Genomic DNA, 18,381 nt, shown 5'->3' on the forward strand with positions numbered 1-18,381 from the left:
GCCATGATTGGCGCGTTTTATTGTTGAGCGGGCGAAGTTCAGGTTCCGCGCGACGGCTGCGAAGCCAGGATCGCGCGTGCCCCGCCAGGCGTTTGCGTCATGTTCGGCGAGGGCGGGAAGGCGTGCGGCTGGGGTGCCGATGGCGGCGAGGTATGCTCCAGCCAGTCCCGGACGCGCGTGGCGTCAGCAAAGCGCGACAGCTTGCCTACGGAATCCAGGAACACCATCACCACATTGCGGCCGTTGACCTTGGCCTGCATGACAAGGCATTGGCCAGCCTCGGAAATGAAGCCGGTCTTCTGCAGGCCGATATCCCAGTTGCCACCGCGCACGAGGCGGTTGGTACTGACGTAGTGCTGCGTACGGCCCATCACATTGACTTCGTGCTCGGCCTGCGTCGAAAACTCGCGGATGGTCGGGTTGCGGTAGGCCGCATTGACCATGCGCGCGAGATCCATGGCGCTCGACACATTGCTGCTCGACAGGCCATTCGAGTCCACGAAGTGGCTGTCGTTCATGCCCAGTTCACGGGCCTTGCGGTTCATGGCCTGGACAAAGGCGGGAAGACCACCCGGATAGTTGCGGCCCAGCGCCGAAGCGGCGCGGTTCTCGGACGACATCAGCGCCAGCAGCAGCATTTCCTGGCGTGTGAGCTGCGTCCCGAAGCGCAGGCGCGAGCTGCTGTGCTTCTCGGTGTCCCTGTCTTCTTCCGTGATGGTCAGCGGCTCGTCCATCGGCAAGCGAGCATCCATCACCACCAGCGCGGTCATCAGCTTGGTGATCGACGCGATCGGCAGCACCGCGGTCGGATTCTTCTGGAACAGGACCTCATTCGTGTTTTGGTCCATCACGAGCGCGACGCTCGAGCGCAGGGCAAGCGCGTCTTCGGTATCGCGCAACCCCATGGCTTCACCCAGAGACGGCTTGGCCGGCGTGTAAACGGCACGCACCGGCGCGGCCCGATGCGAGGCCACGACCTGGCGTTTGCCGTTCTTCAGCACGATCACCTTGCGCGAAGAGGCTTCGGCCGTCGTGCTCTTACCACTTGCACTGGTTTTGGACGATTTTGCATGCTTTTTGGCAGGCTTCTCGGCAGATGTCGACTTGGTAGCCGCTTCAACCACGGGGGCGGCCAGCATCGAGGCAGATGCCAGCACGGCAACGGCCATGGCACTCATGGGCGTAAAGCCGAAAATTCTGGAAAAAATGGAATCAGACCGAAACATGATTCATTCAGCGCATCAGGATGGCGCTAGTTTAGGAAATTAAGAATTTGTTAGCAAGATTAAAGACTTACGGACGCAAGTTAAAGTTCGATTTGCAATCATTTCCACATGGCGGAATGATTGATCGAATTGTTGATCCTTCGTCACTTGCGTCATCGCAGACGCCCCACAAGCCACTACACTGCCGAGGCAGTGCCGCAAGCGGCAATCTTCCTTCGTATATCGGCGCGTATCGTTACACATTGATACACCTCTAACTATGAGAGGAAACGCGCAAACCCACTAACTGGTTCACGTTCCGTGCTAAGTCGGTTTTCAATCGCCTCCGGATCCGCATAGCCAAGCGACATCCCGCACACCACCATCTCCTCGCCGGGCAGACGCAGGTGATCGCCAATGATCTTGTGAAACTGCGTGAACGCGGCCTGCGGGCAGGTGTCGAGTCCGCGCGCCCTGGCGGCAACCATGATGCTCTGCAGAAACATGCCGTAGTCGAGCCAGCTACCGAGTTCCATAATCCGGTCGATCGTGAAGATCATGCCGACCGGTGCGTCGAAGAAGCGGAAATTGCGCGCATGCTGTTCATGCATGCGCGCCTTGTCCTCGCGGCTGATCTCAAGCAGGCCGTAGAGATCCCAGCCCACCTTGCGGCGCCGATCCAGGTAGGGGTTCACCCATGAGCGCGGGTAGTACGGATACTCTTCCAGGTACTTGCTGTCGCGCTCGGGGTCTTCATAGGCGGTCAGCAGGTCGGCGCACAGCCGGGCCTTGGCGTCACCCGCCAGCACATAGACGCGCCATGGTTGCGTGTTGGTGCCTGACGGCGCGCGGCTGGCGACGGCAAGTATCTCTTCCACCATCTCGCGCGGCACCGGCGTTTCCAGGAACGCCCGGACCGAACGGCGCGTGAGGATAGCACGGTCGACGCAGTCAACCGCCTGCTGCGAAGCAGCCCCGGCGGCCACTTGCATGCCAGCTTGCGTGTCCTGCGACATCTTGCCTACCTCCAATCACGCCTCGCCCTGCGCTTGCGCGCCGGGCACCGTCAGGGGCTGCAGCGCGCGGCGCAGCGGCTCGGGCAGGGGCACCGGGCGACGCGTGACGCGATCGACATAGACGTGGACAAAATGCCCCTGTGCCGCCGCGATCTCGCTGTCCCCGCTGAACAGCCCTACCTCATAGCGTACGCTGCTCGTTCCCAGCCGCGCCACGCGCAAGCCCGCCGTGACCGTGTCCGGAAAGCTCAGTGATGAGAAGTAGTTGCACTGCGTCTCGATCACCAGCCCGATCGTGCTGCCCGCTTCAAAGTCGAGCACGCCTTGCCGGATCAGGTACGAATTCACGACGGTATCAAAATAACTGTAGTAGACAACGTTGTTCACGTGGCCATAGACATCGTTATCCATCCAACGCGTTGTGATGGCCAGGGAGTGCGGATAGGCACTGCGGTGCTCGGCTTGCGGTTTCATGGGCACGTTGCGGAACAGGAATGAAGGAAATACGCGAAACGGCTAGCGCCGGATGACCAGGGCGACGCCCGCCGCTGCCAGGGCCATGCCGGAGGCCGCCAGCGGCGGAAAGTGCTCACCGAACAGCAGCCATGCCATCACCGCCGTGGTGGGCGGTGTCAGGTACATGAGGCTGGAGACGCGCGTGGCGGCGCCCTGCCGGATCAGCAGGAACAGCAGCGAGATGGCTCCGATCGACAGCGCGACCACAGACCAGGCGAGCGCGCCGGCCATCTCGGCATTCCAGTCCACGTGGCGGGTCTCGAACAGGAACATGAACGGCACGCAAGCCAGCGCCGATGCCGCGAACTGGATCACCGAGCCCATGCGCAGATCGAACACCGCGCAGAAGCGCTTCTGGTACAGCGTGCCGAAGGTGATGCTGAGCAACGCTCCACCCGCGAGCAGCACGCTGGCCGTGGACAGTCCGCTGGTGCTGAGCTTGTTCGCCACCACGAGCCCGACTCCCACTATGCCAAGCAGCAGCCCCAGCCACTGGCGCATGCTGATGCGCTCACCCAGGCGCGCGGATATCAGCGCGGTCAGGATGGGTTGCATCCCGACGATCAGTGCCGACATGCCGGCTGGCATGCCCAGCTTGACGGCAGCCCATACGCCGCCGAGATAACCCGTCTGCAGGAACAGCCCCGCTATCGCGATATGGCCGACCATGCGCCGGTCGGTACGCCCGTCCCGTTGCGGCAACGGCACGCGGGCCAGCCACACGAAGGGCACCATGAGCGCCAGCACGCCAACGAAGCGCAGGAACAGGAACGTCATCGGCTCGGCATGCGGCATGCCATACCTGGCAACAATAAATCCGGTGCTCCAGATCAGCACAAAGAGCCAGGGCATGCTGGCCGTCCAGAGCGCCCGCCGCGCGCTTGCCCCCATCTCTCCCGCCGCCATGCTCATGACGCCACCACGCGCGCCGCCGCGGCGCCATCCAGTGCGTAGCGCGCGTGATAGCGGGCAGCCAGGCCGACAGTCTGCGCATGCACCGCGACCGTATCTTCAATCCGGTTGCCGTAGCCGCCGGCCATGGCCACTGCGACCGGAAGCCGACGGGACAGCGCCGCCTCGAACACCATGGCATCGCGCCGGGCCAGGCCTGCCATGGACAGCTTCAGACGCCCGAGACGGTCGCCCTCATGCGGGTCCGCACCGGCCAGGTAGATCAGCAGGTCCGGAGCAAAGCGATCGAAAAGCTTGTCCAGCGCCGCCTGCAGTGCTGCGGCATAGGCATCGTCGCCGCAGCCATCCGGCAGCCCGACGTCGAGGTCGCTCGCCTCCTTGCGAAACGGATAGTTTTTCTCCCCATGCAGCGACAGGGTGAAGACGGTCGGATCCGCCTGCAGGATGGAAGCCGTGCCATTTCCCTGGTGCACGTCGAGATCGATCACCGCCACATGCCGCACCCGGCCGTCGCGCTGCAATACGCGCGCGGCAATGGCGGCGTCATTGAAGACGCAGAAACCGCCGCCTTTGTCGGCATAGGCATGATGGGTGCCCCCCGCGAGGTTCACGGCAATGCCCTCGCCCATTGCCGCGCGGCAGGCTTCGATGGTCGCCCCGGCGGAGCGGCGCGAGCGCTCGACCATCGCCGCTGACCAGGGGAACCCGATCTCGCGCTGGCGCGCCGCGTCAAGCGTGCCGGCGGATGCATCGGCCACGTACGCGGCCGTATGGGCGAGAAGCAGCGCGTCGTCCCCCGCACGTGGCGCTTCGCGAAACTCCAGGCCCGGTACGCCGGCCACGGCTTCACGCAGCATGCTGTACTTGCGCATCGGGAAGCGATGGTCCGGCGGCAGCGGCAGCACGAAGTGGTCAGCGTAGTAGGCAAGCATGTGTGGAGCGAGAAGTTCGTTCTTGTTGTCGGCGCGACCCTTGCTTAGTCAAGCGTCGGCAGCTTGCGATGGTAGCACTGCTGGAAACCCATGTGCCGGGGCCTGGGTCATGGCGATTTCTGCACATTTCCAGATGACTGCACACTCATTTTGTGCGACGCACAAAAACTTCTTGACACAGGCCTGGCTTTCCCTAGAATTGCAATTGTTGCGGCGCACCAAAGCGACAGCACAAGCGCCCTGACCTTAATCCCTACGCCTGGGCCAGCCGACACGGAACGGTTTTCCGTCACGGTCCTGACATCTAGGCGGCTTAATTTGCTTGACCTTGAAGTTCACCACTGGAGACCAGCAATGATCCTCACCCCGGAACAAGTCGCAGCAGCGCAAAAAGCCAACCTGGAAACGCTGTTTGGCCTGACCACCAAGGCTTTTGAAGGCGTCGAGAAGCTCGTCGAACTGAACCTGCAGGTCGTCAAGACCACCTTCGCCGAAAACGTCGACAACGCCAAGAAGGCACTGTCCGCCAAGGATGCCCAGGAACTGCTGGCCATCCAGGCTTCGCTGGTGCAGCCGGTCGCTGAAAAGACCCTGGCCTACACCCGCCACCTGTACGAAATCGCTTCGGAAACCCAGAGCGAATTCACCAAGGTCGCCGAAGCCCAGCTGGCTGAAGGCTCGAAGAAGGTGCAGGCCCTGGTCGACAACTTCGCCAAGAACGCACCGGCCGGTTCGGAATCGACCGTGGCTATCGTGAAGTCGGCCATCTCGGCTGCCAACAACGCCTACGAGTCGGTCCAGAAGGCCACCAAGCAGGCTGTTGAAATCGCCGAAAGCAACTTCCAGGCTGCCGCCAGCGCCGCCAGCAAGGCTGCCCAGCAGGCCAGCGCCACGGCCCGCAGCGCCGCCGCCGCCAAGAAGACGACCGCTGCCTGATAGCAAGCACGTCTGAAAGGTAGTACCAACGACCGGCTCTGCGCCGGTCCGTTGGCAAAGCGCACCGCCGCACGGCGCGCTTTGCCAACGATGATGGCGGCAACACACAACGCAGATTTGCCGCATCGCGTACCAGTGTCTCCTCGGTACCGCGGTCTCCTTGTCCAAAGGTATCGTTAAGCCCGGCCCTCGAGGTCGGGTTTTTTTTGCCCCTCTCCACCGACCTCCGACCTGCGCGAACGCCCGACAAAGGTCACGCCGCAGCGTTCTCCTTGCCCAATGCCGGAGCGGGCGACTATCGTTACGAAGGTGCAGCCCGCGGCATTCTGGCCTGCCAGGCGTCCCCGGATTCAGGTGGTGCGTCGCATCACCAATCACGCCGGGCCTGCGCGGCGCAGCGCTTGCGCAACGCAACAGCGTCAAGGAGAACCCATGAAGACGCAGCGCCACATCACGACCTATATCGTCATCGCGATGATCCTTGGCGGCGTGGTCGGCTACGCCTGTCATGTCGCGTTTCCCGATCCCAAGCTGGCGAAAGAGATCGCGGGCTACATCTCGATCATCACCGACGTATTCCTGCGGCTGATCAAGATGATCATCGCTCCGCTCGTCTTCTCGACGCTGGTCATGGGCATTGCGCACATGGGCGATGCCAGTACAGTCGGCCGCGTCGGCATCAAGGCGATGGCGTGGTTCATCACGGCCTCGCTTGTATCGCTGACGCTGGGACTGATCATGGCCACCATGCTCCAGCCGGGCGTCAACATCGGCCTGCCGCTGCCCGATGTCGGCTCCGCGACCAATCTCAAGACCAATGCCTTCACGCTGAAGGATTTCATCGCCCACCTGGTGCCCAAGTCCGTGGCCGAGGCCATGGCCAACAACGAGATCCTGCAGATCGTGGTGTTCTCGATCTTCTTTGGCACCGCCATTGCCACGCTGGGCGAACACGGCAAGCGCATGGCCGGCGTGATCGAGGACCTCGCGCAGATCATGCTCAAGATCACCGGTGCGGTGATGTGGCTGGCGCCGATTGCCGTGTTCGCCGCCATTGCGTCGACGGTGACGACGCAAGGCCTTGGCATCCTCCTGACCTTCGCCAAGTTCATGGGCAGCTTCTATCTTGCCCTGTTCGTGCTCTGGGCATTGCTGGCGCTCGCTGGCTTCGTGTTCCTGGGCAGGCGGATCGTCACGCTGATCAAGCTGATCCGCGAGCCGTTCCTGCTGTCGTTCTCTACCGCAAGCTCCGAAGCCGCATACCCGAAGCTGCTCGACGCGCTCGACAAGTTCGGCGTCAACCGGAAGATCTCCAGCTTCGTGCTGCCGCTGGGCTACTCCTTCAACCTGGACGGGTCGATGATGTACTGCACGTTCGCCGTGCTGTTCATTGCACAGGCCTATGACATCCACTTGCCGCTGGGCACGCAGATCACGATGCTCTTGCTGCTGATGCTCACGTCCAAGGGCATGGCCGGCGTGCCGCGTGCATCGCTTGTGGTGATTGCGGCGACGCTGAACCAGTTCAATATTCCGGAAGCCGGCCTGCTGCTGATCATGGGGGTGGACCAGTTCCTCGACATGGGCCGTTCGGCGACCAATGCGGTGGGTAATTCGATCGCCTCCGCCGTCGTTGCCAAGTGGGAAGGCCAGCTCGCCAGCGAATCGACGCTCGATACCGACGACCAGGGCGGCGTCGGTGGCATGGACGGAGAACGCGAGCCGGTGCCCAAGCCAGAGACCGCGCGTGCGTAAGCGGTGGTTCGCTGACCGAGAGGAGCGACACATGTCTAGCACTCTTGCCCGGCACGGGCGCAACGCGTGGTGGCGGATCGTGGCGCTATGCCTGGCGCTGTCGGCCGGCGTTGCGCTGGCCCAGGAGCCGATCGCCCTGTCTGGCACGCTGAAGAAGGCCAAGGAAACCGGCACGCTCACCATCGGCTACCGGGAATCGTCCCTTCCCTTCTCGTACCTGAACCAGGCTCGGCGACCGATCGGCTATTCGATCGACATCTGCACGGCCATCGTGACGGCCGCGGGCAATGAGGTAGGCCGAGACCTCGCCATCAGCTGGGTGCCGGTAACTTCCGAAAACCGGTTCGAAGCCATGATTTCCGGCAAGATCGACCTCGAATGCGGATCCACGACGCGTAATGCCGAGCGGCAGCAGCGTGTGGCGTTCTCGCCAGTGATCTTCGTCGCCGGTACCAAGCTGTTGGTGCCGCACGGCTCCCCGATCCGCACGTTCCGGGATCTCAAGGGCAAGACCGTGGTGGCGACCGCCGGCACGACCAACGCGGACGCGATCGAGCGCCTGTCCGCTCGCTTCGATCTCGGCCTGACCCTGATCCGCGCCCGTGACCACGCCGATGCCTTCGAGGTGCTGCGCCACGGCGGCGCCGATGCGTACGCCGGCGACGACGTGCTGCTGTACGGCTTCCTGGCCAAGTACGGGCTGGGCAAGAAATATGACGTGACGCGCGACTTCCTGTCGTACGACCCCTACGGCATCATGCTGCGCAAGGGCGACCCGCAGTTTGCCGCCGTCGTCGACAAGGCGGTTCGCGACCTGATCACCACGGGCGAGCTTGAGCGCCTGTACAAGCAATGGTTCATCAACCGCCTGCCCACTGGCGAACGCCTTGGCATTCCCATGAGTGCCCAGCTCGAAGACATTATCGAATCCACACCTCAACAGCCGGAATGACCCCTTCTGGCGGCCCGGCCCTCCCGTGCCAGCCGGATTGGCGGACGTCGCAAATTCTCGTCGGTTAATTGCGTTTATGACCGAAAAGAAACCCGCCACGCGGGCGGGTTTCGTTGCCATCCGGTTGCTTGCTCTTAGCGTTTGCGCGGCGGCGGTACGTCGGTGCAGGTACCTTCGTAGATTTCCGCGGCCATGCCGATCGATTCGCCCAGCGTCGGGTGCGGGTGGATGGTCTTGCCGATATCCACCGCGTCCGCGCCCATCTCGATCGCCAGGCACACTTCGCTGATCAGGTCGCCGGCATGCGTGCCGACGATGCCGCCGCCGATGACGCGGTGGGTTTCCTCGTCGAAGATCAGCTTGGTGAAACCTTCGTCGCGGCCGTTGGCAATCGCACGGCCCGAAGCAGCCCACGGGAACACGCCCTTGCTGTACTTGATGCCCTGCTCCTTGCACTGGTCCTCGGTCAGGCCGGCCCAGGCCACTTCCGGATCGGTGAAGGCCACCGACGGGATCTGCTTGGCATCGAAGTAGGCCTTCTCGCCGTGCGCGGCTTCCGCGGCCACGTGGGCCTCGTGCACCGCCTTGTGCGCCAGCATCGGCTGGCCGACCACGTCGCCGATCGCGAAGATGTGCGGCACATTGGTGCGCATCTGCTGGTCGACGTTGATAAAGCCGCGATCGGTCACGGCCACGCCGGCCTTCTCGGCGCCGATGCGCTTGCCATTGGGCGAACGGCCCACCGACACCAGCACCAGGTCGTAGCGCTGCGGCTCGGCCGGGGCCTGCTCGCCTTCGAACTTCACGTAGATGCCGTCCGGCTTCGCTTCCACGGCGACCGTCTTCGTGTTCAGCATGACCTTGCCGAAACGGTCCTTGTTCTTCTTTTCCCAGACCTTGACCAGGTCGCGGTCGGCGCCGTTCATCAGGCCCGGCAGCATTTCGACGACGTCGATGTCCGCGCCCAGCGTGCTGTACACCGTGGCCATTTCCAGGCCGATGATGCCGCCGCCGATGACCAGCATCTTGTTGGGCACCTCGGGCAGTTCCAGCGCGCCGGTCGAATCGACGATACGAGGGTCTTCCGGGATGAACGGCAGCTTCACCGCCTGGCTGCCGGCGGCGATGATGGCCTTCTCGAAACGGATCACGGTCTTCTTGCCCGTGGTCTGCTTGCCCTCGCCCTCGGTCGCATCCACTTCCAGGTGATGCGGATCGAGGAAGGTGCCGATGCCGCGCACCACCTGCACCTTGCGTGCCTTGGCCATGCCGGCCAGGCCGCCGGTCAGCTTGCCGACCACCTGGTTCTTGTAGTGGCGCAGGCCGTCCAGGTCGATCTTGGCTTCGCCGAACAGGATGCCGTGGGCGGCCAGCGCCTTGGCCTCGTCGATCACCGCGGCGTTGTGCAGCAGCGCCTTGGACGGGATGCAGCCTACGTTCAGGCAGACGCCGCCGAGCGTGGCATAGCGTTCCACCAGCACGGTGTTCATGCCAAGGTCGGCAGAGCGGAAGGCAGCCGAGTAGCCTCCGGGACCGGCGCCCAGCACCAGCACGTCGCACTGGATGTCGGCGCCACCGGCGTGGCTGGCGGCAACCGGAGCCGGAGCCGGGGCGGCCGAAGGCGCCGCGGCGGCGGGTGCGGGTGCGGGGGCAGCGGCGGCCGGAGCCGGCGCGGCCGCGGCTTGCGCTTCCACCGTGCAGATCACGGCGCCCTCACCGATCTTGTCGCCCACCTTCACGCGCACCTCGACCACCTTGCCGGCAGCCGACGACGGCACTTCCATGCTGGCCTTGTCCGACTCCAGCACGATCAGCGACTGTTCCTGCTCGATCATGTCGCCCGGCTTGACCAGGACCTCGATCACTTCCACCGCGTCGAAATCGCCGATATCCGGCACCTTGACTTCGATCACACTCATGTTTGCTCCTCAATGGGCGCCGGCCTGCGTGGCCTCAGGGCGCGCCGTCGTTGTTGGTTGCCGCTGCGCCGGCGGCGCCGGCATCGTGCAGCCTTACGGTATGGACTTCAATCGGGCCTGCCGAACTCTTGTCGAACTCGATGCCGGCATCGACACCGATGCGCGCAATGGCGCCAGCATCCAGGTCGGGCTTGTCGTAGACCGCATGCATGGCCCCCAGCGCATAGTTGCGGCCTGAGCCGATGCCCCAGAAACGGTCGAACGAAAACACCTCGCGGTACGAGTAGACGCCGAAGATCCCGGCCGGGTTGGCGATCAGGCATACGATCTGCGACGACTCGTACGGATCATCCTCATCTTCCTTGGTGTTGATGAAGTACTCCGACTTGAGCCTTTCATGCACCTTCAGGAAGGTCCGGAACACGTCGTCGCGCGAACCGAGCCGGCACTCCTCGCCCATGCCCGCCAGCAAGGCGCGCATGACCGGGAAGTGCGCCGTGGTGCCGGCCAGCGCGACAAAGCTGTCGCCGATCGGAAACACCTTCTGGTTGCGCTCGTAGGCGCGCGACAGGCGCGTGTCACCGAACGTGACCAGCGCATCGGCCGCAATCGCCACCTCTGCATCCTTCCTGACGACGACACAGGTAGTCATGACTCGCCTCCCTGGAGCAGCAGGCGCCATGGCCATGCCCGTCACGGACATGGCCGCGGCCGCCTTACAGCAGGATGCGGCGGAAATCCGCCAGCAGCTGCCCGAAGTACGTATTGAAGCGGGCCGCCTCGGCACCATCGATCACGCGATGGTCCCACGACAGCGACAGCGGCAGCGTCAGGCGCGGCGCGAACTGCTTGCCGTCCCAGACCGGCTTCTGGTACGACTTGCACACGCCCATGATGGCCACTTCCGGCGCATTGATGATCGGCGTGAAGTACGTACCGCCGATGCCGCCCAGCGACGAAATCGAGAAGCAGCCGCCCTGCATCTGGTCGGGCTTGAGCTTGCCGTCGCGCGCCAGCTTGGCCAGCTCGCTCATTTCCTGGCTGATCTCGATCACGCCCTTCTTGTCGGCGTCCTTGATCACCGGCACGACCAGGCCATTCGGCGTATCGGCCGCGAAACCGATGTTGAAATACTTCTTCAGCACCAGGTTGTCGCCGTCGAGCGAGGCGTTGAAGTTCGGGAACTTCTTGAGCGCCGCCACGGTGGCCTTGATCATAAACGCCAGCATCGTCACCTTGACGCCGGACTTCTCGTTTTCCTTGTTCAGCTGCAGGCGGAACGCCTCCAGGTCGGTGATGTCCGCCTCGTCATGGTTGGTGACGTGCGGGATCATGACCCAGTTGCGGTGCAGGTTGGCGCCCGAGATCTTCTTGATGCGCGACAGGGCCTTGTTTTCGACCTCGCCGAAGCGCGTGAAATCGACCTTCGGCCAGGGCAGCAGGCCGAGTTCGCCGCCACCGCCGCCAGCCGCGGCAGCCTGTGCCGGCGCGGCGGCCTGGCCGGTCATCACGCCCTTGACGTAGCGCTGCACGTCTTCCTGGGTGATGCGGTTCTTCGGGCCCGTTCCCGGCACGCGGGAAACATCCACGCCCAGCTCGCGCGCGAACTTGCGCACCGACGGCGATGCATGCGCGGCCTTGCCGGTTACGCCGACCGGGGCTGCGGCAGCCGCTGCCGGAGCCGGTGCAGCGGCGACGGGCGCCGGGGCCGGGGCCTGGGCAGGCGCCGCAGCGGGAGCCGGGGCTGGTGCCGCGGCGGCCGGTGCCGGTGCGGCTGCGCCTGCGGCGCCTTCCAGCAAGATCAGCAGCGTGCCTTCGGACACGTTGTCGCCCACCTTGACCTTGACTTCCTTGACCACGCCGCCTTGCGGGGATGGCACGTCCATGGTGGCCTTGTCCGATTCCAGCGTGACGACAGCGTCTTCGGCGTTGATGGTGTCGCCCGGCTTGACGTGGACTTCGATCACTGGGACTGCGTCGTAGTCACCGATATCGGGAACCTTGACTTCAATCGTGCCGCCGCTCGCGGCCGGAGCAGGCGCCGGGGCGGCAGCCGGAGCGGGCGCGGGCGCCGCAGCCTGGGCCGGCGCGGGAGCCGGTGCTGCGGCGGCTGGAGCCGGGGCCGGCGCGGATGTGCCGGCGGCTTCCAGCATCACCAGGACGGAGCCTTCGGACACGTTGTCGCCCACCTTGATGCGGACGTCCTTGACCACGCCGGCCTGCGGCGAGGGCACGTCCATGGTGGCCTTGTCCGATTCCAGCGTGACCAGCGCGTCTTCCGCATTGATGCTGTCGCCGGGTTTCACATGCACTTCAATGACGGGAACGGCGTCATAGTCGCCGATGTCCGGCACCTTGATTTCAATCGCTTGACTCATTCAGTGTCTCCTGGGCAGGCCGGCACGCGCGACTTCCGCAAGCGGCGAGATTACCCTCGCCGCCCGCTTCTGTCACGCCGCTGTGCCGCAAGGCGCCCGGGCTTACCCCGGGGCGCCCGCGGCACGGCATCGCCGTACTGCGGGGGGTTGGTGCAGGAAGCCGGTCAGACCGACATCGGGTTCGGCTTGCTCGGGTCGAGGTTGTACTTCTTGATCGCTTCGGCCACCTTGTCGCGGCTGATGGCGCCCTCGTCGGCCAGCGCCTTCAGCGCGGCCAGCGTGACCCAGTGGCGATCCACCTCGAAGAAGTGGCGCAGCTTTTCGCGGGTGTCCGAGCGGCCGAAGCCGTCGGTGCCCAGCACCACGTAGCGACGCGGCACGAACGGACGGATCTGTTCGGCGAACGCGCGCACATAGTCGGTCGAGGCAATGACCGGGCCACGGGCCGACTTGAGCTTTTGCGCGACGAAGGACTCGCGCTGCGGCTCGGACGGGTGCAACAGGTTGAAGCGCTCGGCGGCCTGGCCTTCGCGGGCCAGCTCGGTGAAGCTCGGGCAGCTCCACAGGTCGGATTCGACGCCCCAGTCCTGCTTCAGCAGCTCGGCGGCGGCGATCACCTCGCGGAAGATCGTGCCCGAGCCCAGCAACTGCACGCGCGGCGCGTTGCTGTTCTCGACGCCCTTGCGGAACTGGTACATGCCCTTGACGATGTCCTTCTCTACGCCAGCCGGCATTTCCGGATGCTCGTAGTTCTCATTCATCACCGTCAGGTAGTAGTAGACGTCTTCCTGTTCGGCGTACATGCGGCGCAGGCCGTCCTGCATGATCACTGCCAGTTCGTACTGGAAGGTCGGGTCGTACGACATGCAGTTCGGGATCACCGAGTGGAACACGTGCGAGTGGCCGTCCTCGTGCTGCAGGCCTTCGCCGTTCAGCGTGGTGCGGCCGGCGGTGCCGCCCAACAGGAAGCCGCGCGAACGCATGTCGGCAGCGGCCCAGCACAGGTCGCCGATACGCTGGATGCCGAACATCGAGTAGTAGATGTAGAACGGGATCATCTGCACGCCGTGCGTCGAGTACGACGTCGCGGCCGCGATCCAGTCGCACATGGCGCCGGCTTCGTTGATGCCTTCCTGCAGCACCTGGCCAGTCTGCGATTCCTTGTAGAACATCAGCTGGTCATGGTCTTCCGGCACGTACTTCTGGCCTTCCTGGTTCCAGATGCCGACCTGGCGGAACAGGCCTTCCATGCCGAAGGTGCGCGACTCGTCCGGCACGATGGGCACCACGTGCTTGCCGATCTGCTTGTCTTTCAGCAGCGTGTTCAGGATACGGACGAAGGCCATGGTGGTGGACACTTCGCGGCCTTCGCCGGTGGCCTTCAGCAGTGCGTCGAACGCGGACAGCTGCGGCACCGGCAGGGCTTCGGCCTTCTGGCGGCGGGCTGGCAGGTAGCCGCCCAGGTTCAGGCGCGCCTGGCGCATGTATTCCAGTTCCTTCGAGCCTTCCGGGAAGGTGATGTACGGCACCTCTTCCAGCTTGTCGTCGGCAACCGGGATGTTGAACTGGTCGCGGAACTTGCGGATCGCGTCCACCGGCATCTTCTTCTGCTGGTGGGCCACGTTCATGGCCTGGCCGGCTTCGCTCATGCCATAGCCCTTGATGGTCTTGGCCAGGATCAGCGTCGGCTGGCCCTTGTGCTCGCTGGCGGCCTTGTAGGCGGCGTAGATCTTGTGCGGATCGTGGCCGCCGCGGTTCAGGCGCCAGATGTCGTCGTCGGACCAGTCGGCCACCATCGCCTTCAGTTCAGGCGTGTTGAAGAAGTGCTCGCGGACGTAAGCGCCGTCCTTGGCCTTCATGGTCTGGTACTCGCCATCCACGCAATCCATCATGCGCTTCATCAGCAGGCCCTTGGTGTCGCGCGCCAGCAGGGAGTCCCACTTGCTGCCCCAGACCACCTTGATCACGTTCCAGCCGGCACCGCGGAACTCGGATTCCAGCTCCTGGATGATCTTGCCATTGCCGCGTACCGGGCCATCGAGGCGCTGCAGGTTGCAGTTGATGACGAAGACCAGGTTGTCCAGCTTCTCGCGGCCGGCCATGCCGATCGCGCCCAGCGATTCCGGCTCGTCGGTCTCGCCGTCGCCCAGGAAGGCCCAGACCTTGCGGTCGCCGGCCTTGGCCAGGCCGCGGCTGTCCAGGTACTTCATGAAGCGGGCCTGGTAGATGGCCATGATCGGGCCCAGGCCCATCGACACGGTCGGGAACTGCCAGAAGTCCGGCATCAGCCACGGGTGCGGGTACGACGAGATGCCCTTGCCATCCACTTCCTGGCGGAAGCTGTCGAGCTGGTCGGGCGTCAGGCGGCCCAGCAGGAACGCGCGCGAGTACACGCCCGGCGCCGAGTGGCCCTGCACGAAGACCAGGTCGCCGCCGCTTTGTTCGGACGGAGCGCGCCAGAAGTGGTTGTAGCCGACGTCGTACAGGGTCGCGGCCGAAGCGAACGACGAGATGTGGCCGCCGACGTTGGTGTGCTTGTTGGCGCGCAACACCATCGCCATGGCGTTCCAGCGGGTGTACGAGCGGATACGGTGCTCGATGTCCTGGTCGCCGGGAATGCGGGCCTGCTGCTCGACCGGAATCGTGTTGATGTATTGCGTCTCGGCATGGAACGGCTGGGTAACGCCGTTCACGCGTGCGTACTCGATCTGCTTGTCGATCAGGAAGGCCGCGCGCGAAGGGCCTTCAGCGGCGAGAACGCCTTGCAGGGCGTCCAGCCATTCATGGGTTTCCTGGGGATCGGCGTCGTTGGCGCTGGATGCGCCGAGAATCTGCTCGGGTACGGCGGACATGGCTGTCTCCTGGTGAATTCCTGCTCCGGAGACCCTGGCTTTTGGCATTCGGGTCCGGGGTGACGGGGTATGACTTGCGGATGCGTCGCCGCAGCGCCTTGCATCGGAAGCCGCCGCCGGGAGTCCTGTTCCGGACCCTCCGCGCGGCAGGCGCATGGTTACCGCCCGCGTTTCTGGTCGAAGCGATTCTATGGAAGCAGAAAGGGCAACACAAGTGAAATTTTCAAATTGCGATATCGTTTTTTACAATGTGGAATCTTGTCGCGGCGCACCAAATGCCACATGGCCAGCGGGCGCCGGCGCGGGGCAAGCCCCGCCGCCTCGTCAGGTTTTTACTTGAATTCATTGGCGCTTTCCCCAAGCGACGCACCGCAGTATTCCCGCTACACTGGCCGGTCAGCCGTCAATCCCTGTCATGTCGTTTTTCAATCGTTTCCTGTCCAGCCTGCGCGCAGCCATCCTCCCCCCTTCCGCCGCCGATACGGCCAGGGCAACCGGTGGTGACGGCACGCACGCCGCGCCGCCGGCCAGCACGCTGGGGGCCCTCGACACGATGGCACAGGTCGATGACGGCGGCACCGTCGCCGCGCCGACGCGCGGACTGTGGTGGCTGCGCTGGCGCAACCTGGTCGCCACGAGCTGGTTCATGTTCATCCCGCTGGTGGCCATCGTGCTGTTCAGCGCGGCGATGGGCGTGATCCTCTGGTCCCTGCACGAGACCGAGCGCCAGCAGCAGCGCGATGCCCTGTATCGCGACGCGGCCTGGGCGCAGCAGCGCGTGCGCCTGTCCCTGCTGAGCAACCAGGACCAACTGGCCTCGCTCGCGCGAGACATTGCCGCCGCGCAGCTCGAACAGGGCGCATACCGGACCGCGGCGCAGGAGATCCTGCGCGAGAACCCCGAGATTGTCTTCATCAACTGGCTCGACGCCACGCGCCGCGGGCGCTGGTCGCTGCCGTCCACCTCGGAGTTTGCGGCGCGGCTGCGCGAGAACCAGGAGCAGCCGCTCGAACCCGAGGTGCTCGACACCTTCGACGCCGCGCGCGAAACCCAGCGCGTGGTCTACTCGCGCCCGCTCACCAATGACCGCGGCGACAGCTTCATGCTGATGGAGGTGCCGATCGTGCGGGACAACGAGTTCCTCGGCACGCTGGGCGCGCTCTATTCCATCAACGGCATCCTCACTCACCTGCTGCCGCCGGAACTGACCGAGCGCTACCGCTTCTCGTTGATCGACAAGAACAACCAGACGCGCGCCAGCACCTCGCTGCGCCCGGTGCCGGGCAATGCGCTGTCGTACGAGGTGCTGCTCGACCCACCCGGGCACTCGCTGTCGCTGCGCGCCGATGCCTACCCGCCGCCGTCCAACCTGCCCAACAACATGCTGCTGTGGCTGGTGGTCGGGCTGTCCTGCTTCCTGCTGTGGAGCCTGTGGAGCATGTGGCGGCACACCAGCCGCCGCTCCGAAGCGCAGCGCGCGCTGCTGGCCGAAACGTCGTTCCGCCGCGCCATGGAGAACTCCATGCTGATCGGCCTGCGCGCGCTCGACCTGAACGGCCGCATCACCTATGTCAACCCGGCGTTCTGCCGCATGACCGGCTGGCAGGAAAACGACCTGGTTGGCCGCCTGCCGCCCTTTCCCTACTGGCCGCCGAATGACCAGCAGGAGATGCAGAAGCAGATCGACCTCACGCTGCAGGGCAAGTCGCCGGCCGGCGGCTACGAGATGCGCGTGATGCGCCGCGACGGCAGCAGCTTCTTCTCGCGCATGTATGTGTCGCCGCTGGTGGACAGCCGCGGCCGCCACACGGGCTGGATGAGTTCGATGACGGACATCACCGAGCCCAAGCGCGCGCGCGAGGAGCTTGCCGCCGCGCACGACCGCTTCACCACCGTGCTGGAGAGCCTGGACGCCGCCGTTTCGGTGCTGGCCACCGACAAGGCCGAACTGCTGTTCGCCAACCGCTATTACCGCCAGTTGTTCGGCTGGGAGGCCGATGGCCACCTGAAGCTGGCCGGCGATGACGTCGACAAGGACCAGGTCTCGAGCGACAACACCGACTATGTCGACGCTTACGCCGGCCTGCCCGCCTCCGAACTGATGCCGTACACGTCGGACGCGCGCGAAGTGTTCGTGCCCGACATGCAGAAGTGGTTCGAGGTGCGCCGCCGCTATATCCAGTGGGTAGATGGCCACCTCGCGCAGATGCAGATCGCCACCGACATCACGGTGCGCAAGGCCGCAGAGGAAATGACGCGCCAGCATGAGGAACGCCTGCAGTTCACCAGCCGCCTGACCACCATGGGCGAGATGGCATCGTCGCTCGCGCATGAGCTCAACCAGCCGCTGGCCGCCATCAACAACTATTGCATGGGCGCGGTGGCGCGGCTGCATTCGGGCCGAAGCACCCCCGAGGACCTGATCCCCGTGCTGGAAAAGACCTCGGCGCAGGCCGTGCGCGCCGGCACCATCATCAGCCGCATCCGCGGCTTCGTGAAGCGCAGCCAGCCGCAGCGGCGCGAGGCCTCGCTGCACGACATCGTCGCCGACGCCGTGGGCCTGGCCGACCTCGAGGCCACGCGCCGCCGCGTGACCATCCTGACGCGCCTGCCCGCACCGCCCGTGATGATCTACGTGGACCCCGTGCTGATCGAACAGGTGCTGGTGAACCTGCTCAAGAACGCCGTGGAAGCCATGGCCGGCATGCCGGCCCCGCGCGCCGGGGGCGTCGTGCGCCTGCATGCGCGCGTGGAGCCGGGCGAGTTCGGCAACAACGTCCGTATCGACGTGATCGACCAGGGCCCCGGCGTCGACGAAGCCACCAAGGAACGGCTGTTCGAACCGTTCTTCAGCACCAAGTCCGACGGCATGGGCATGGGCCTGAACATCTGCCGCTCCATCATCGAATCCCACCAGGGCAGGTTGTGGGTCGAGAACAATGCCGATGGCATCGGCTGTACGTTTAAAATCATGCTGCCGCTGCAGCCGGCGATGGCCGACCAATAAC

At 64.7% G+C, this 18,381-nt stretch carries 13 protein-coding genes; 4 read left to right on the forward strand and 9 right to left on the reverse strand.

What is annotated here, in order from left to right; translation table 11 throughout:
• Nucleotides 1-38: 38 nt before the first annotated feature.
• The 5 genes from pbpG to CupriaWKF_RS09365 form a co-directional block, all read right to left on the reverse strand.
• Complete coding sequence (gene pbpG, locus CupriaWKF_RS09345) at nt 39-1,226, reverse strand: D-alanyl-D-alanine endopeptidase (protein ID WP_276097631.1); 1,188 nt, start codon at nt 1,224-1,226, stop codon at nt 39-41.
• 257 nt (nt 1,227-1,483) lie between these two features.
• On the reverse strand, nt 1,484-2,197 hold the full coding sequence (locus CupriaWKF_RS09350; protein ID WP_276100740.1) for a nitroreductase: 714 nt from the start codon (nt 2,195-2,197) through the stop codon (nt 1,484-1,486).
• A gap of 39 nt (nt 2,198-2,236) precedes the next feature.
• Nucleotides 2,237-2,695 carry a thioesterase family protein gene (locus CupriaWKF_RS09355; RefSeq protein WP_276097632.1) on the reverse strand — a complete coding sequence of 153 codons (459 nt, stop codon included), beginning with the start codon at nt 2,693-2,695 and terminating at the stop codon, nt 2,237-2,239.
• Nucleotides 2,696-2,737: 42 nt separating this feature from the next.
• Nucleotides 2,738-3,649 carry a DMT family transporter gene (locus CupriaWKF_RS09360; protein ID WP_276097633.1) on the reverse strand — a complete coding sequence of 304 codons (912 nt, stop codon included), beginning with the start codon at nt 3,647-3,649 and terminating at the stop codon, nt 2,738-2,740.
• Entirely contained in the window at nt 3,646-4,581 is a 936-nt protein-coding gene (locus CupriaWKF_RS09365; protein ID WP_276097634.1) for a histone deacetylase, read from the reverse strand. Before CupriaWKF_RS09365 ends, CupriaWKF_RS09360 begins: the two co-directional genes overlap by 4 nt.
• Nucleotides 4,582-4,935: 354 nt before the next feature.
• Here CupriaWKF_RS09365 and phaP1 point away from each other — a divergent pair, with 354 nt between their 5' ends.
• From phaP1 to CupriaWKF_RS09380, 3 genes are all read left to right on the forward strand, one after another.
• The gene (phaP1, locus tag CupriaWKF_RS09370) at nt 4,936-5,517 is read left to right on the forward strand and encodes a TIGR01841 family phasin PhaP1 (RefSeq protein ID WP_276097635.1); all 582 of its coding nucleotides are present in this window, start codon (nt 4,936-4,938) and stop codon (nt 5,515-5,517) included.
• 432 nt (nt 5,518-5,949) lie between these two features.
• Complete coding sequence (locus CupriaWKF_RS09375; protein ID WP_276097636.1) at nt 5,950-7,272, forward strand: dicarboxylate/amino acid:cation symporter; 1,323 nt, start codon at nt 5,950-5,952, stop codon at nt 7,270-7,272.
• A 31-nt stretch (nt 7,273-7,303) separates the two neighbouring features.
• Nucleotides 7,304-8,224: an amino acid ABC transporter substrate-binding protein gene (locus tag CupriaWKF_RS09380; protein WP_276097637.1), complete on the forward strand. Its 921-nt coding sequence runs from the start codon at nt 7,304-7,306 to the stop codon at nt 8,222-8,224.
• A gap of 134 nt (nt 8,225-8,358) precedes the next feature.
• Here the strand turns inward: CupriaWKF_RS09380 and lpdA are convergent, their stop codons facing one another.
• From lpdA to aceE, 4 genes are all read right to left on the reverse strand, one after another.
• On the reverse strand, nt 8,359-10,143 hold the full coding sequence (gene lpdA / locus CupriaWKF_RS09385; protein WP_276097638.1) for a dihydrolipoyl dehydrogenase: 1,785 nt from the start codon (nt 10,141-10,143) through the stop codon (nt 8,359-8,361).
• A gap of 34 nt (nt 10,144-10,177) precedes the next feature.
• Nucleotides 10,178-10,795 carry an MFS transporter gene (locus tag CupriaWKF_RS09390; RefSeq protein ID WP_276097639.1) on the reverse strand — a complete coding sequence of 206 codons (618 nt, stop codon included), beginning with the start codon at nt 10,793-10,795 and terminating at the stop codon, nt 10,178-10,180.
• A 64-nt stretch (nt 10,796-10,859) separates the two neighbouring features.
• Nucleotides 10,860-12,521: a dihydrolipoyllysine-residue acetyltransferase gene (gene aceF, locus CupriaWKF_RS09395; protein WP_276097640.1), complete on the reverse strand. Its 1,662-nt coding sequence runs from the start codon at nt 12,519-12,521 to the stop codon at nt 10,860-10,862.
• 164 nt (nt 12,522-12,685) lie between these two features.
• Nucleotides 12,686-15,373, reverse strand: a complete 2,688-nt coding sequence (aceE, locus tag CupriaWKF_RS09400) for a pyruvate dehydrogenase (acetyl-transferring), homodimeric type (protein WP_276097641.1) — start codon at nt 15,371-15,373, stop codon at nt 12,686-12,688.
• A 415-nt stretch (nt 15,374-15,788) separates the two neighbouring features.
• On the opposite strand from aceE, the gene CupriaWKF_RS09405 reads away from it, so the two are divergent.
• A complete protein-coding gene (locus CupriaWKF_RS09405; RefSeq protein WP_276097642.1) occupies nt 15,789-18,380 on the forward strand; it encodes a PAS domain S-box protein in 2,592 nt (863 codons plus the stop codon).
• Nucleotide 18,381: the final 1 nt, after the last annotated feature.

It is taken from the genome of Cupriavidus sp. WKF15 (genome assembly GCF_029278605.1).
Taxonomy (GTDB): Bacteria; Pseudomonadota; Gammaproteobacteria; order Burkholderiales; family Burkholderiaceae; genus Cupriavidus.

Excerpts from the sequence above, each read along its gene's own strand:
- pbpG (WP_276097631.1), bottom strand. The coding sequence starts at position 1,226 with ATGTTTCGGTCTGATTCCATTTTTTCCAGAATTTTCGGCTTTACGCCC.
- CupriaWKF_RS09350 (WP_276100740.1), bottom strand. The coding sequence starts at position 2,197 with ATGCAAGTGGCCGCCGGGGCTGCTTCGCAGCAGGCGGTTGACTGCGTC.
- CupriaWKF_RS09355 (WP_276097632.1), bottom strand. The coding sequence starts at position 2,695 with ATGAAACCGCAAGCCGAGCACCGCAGTGCCTATCCGCACTCCCTGGCC.
- CupriaWKF_RS09360 (WP_276097633.1), bottom strand. The coding sequence starts at position 3,649 with ATGAGCATGGCGGCGGGAGAGATGGGGGCAAGCGCGCGGCGGGCGCTC.
- CupriaWKF_RS09365 (WP_276097634.1), bottom strand. The coding sequence starts at position 4,581 with ATGCTTGCCTACTACGCTGACCACTTCGTGCTGCCGCTGCCGCCGGAC.
- phaP1 (WP_276097635.1), top strand. The coding sequence starts at position 4,936 with ATGATCCTCACCCCGGAACAAGTCGCAGCAGCGCAAAAAGCCAACCTG.
- CupriaWKF_RS09375 (WP_276097636.1), top strand. The coding sequence starts at position 5,950 with ATGAAGACGCAGCGCCACATCACGACCTATATCGTCATCGCGATGATC.
- CupriaWKF_RS09380 (WP_276097637.1), top strand. The coding sequence starts at position 7,304 with ATGTCTAGCACTCTTGCCCGGCACGGGCGCAACGCGTGGTGGCGGATC.
- lpdA (WP_276097638.1), bottom strand. The coding sequence starts at position 10,143 with ATGAGTGTGATCGAAGTCAAGGTGCCGGATATCGGCGATTTCGACGCG.
- CupriaWKF_RS09390 (WP_276097639.1), bottom strand. The coding sequence starts at position 10,795 with ATGACTACCTGTGTCGTCGTCAGGAAGGATGCAGAGGTGGCGATTGCG.
- aceF (WP_276097640.1), bottom strand. The coding sequence starts at position 12,521 with ATGAGTCAAGCGATTGAAATCAAGGTGCCGGACATCGGCGACTATGAC.
- aceE (WP_276097641.1), bottom strand. The coding sequence starts at position 15,373 with ATGTCCGCCGTACCCGAGCAGATTCTCGGCGCATCCAGCGCCAACGAC.
- CupriaWKF_RS09405 (WP_276097642.1), top strand. The coding sequence starts at position 15,789 with ATGTCGTTTTTCAATCGTTTCCTGTCCAGCCTGCGCGCAGCCATCCTC.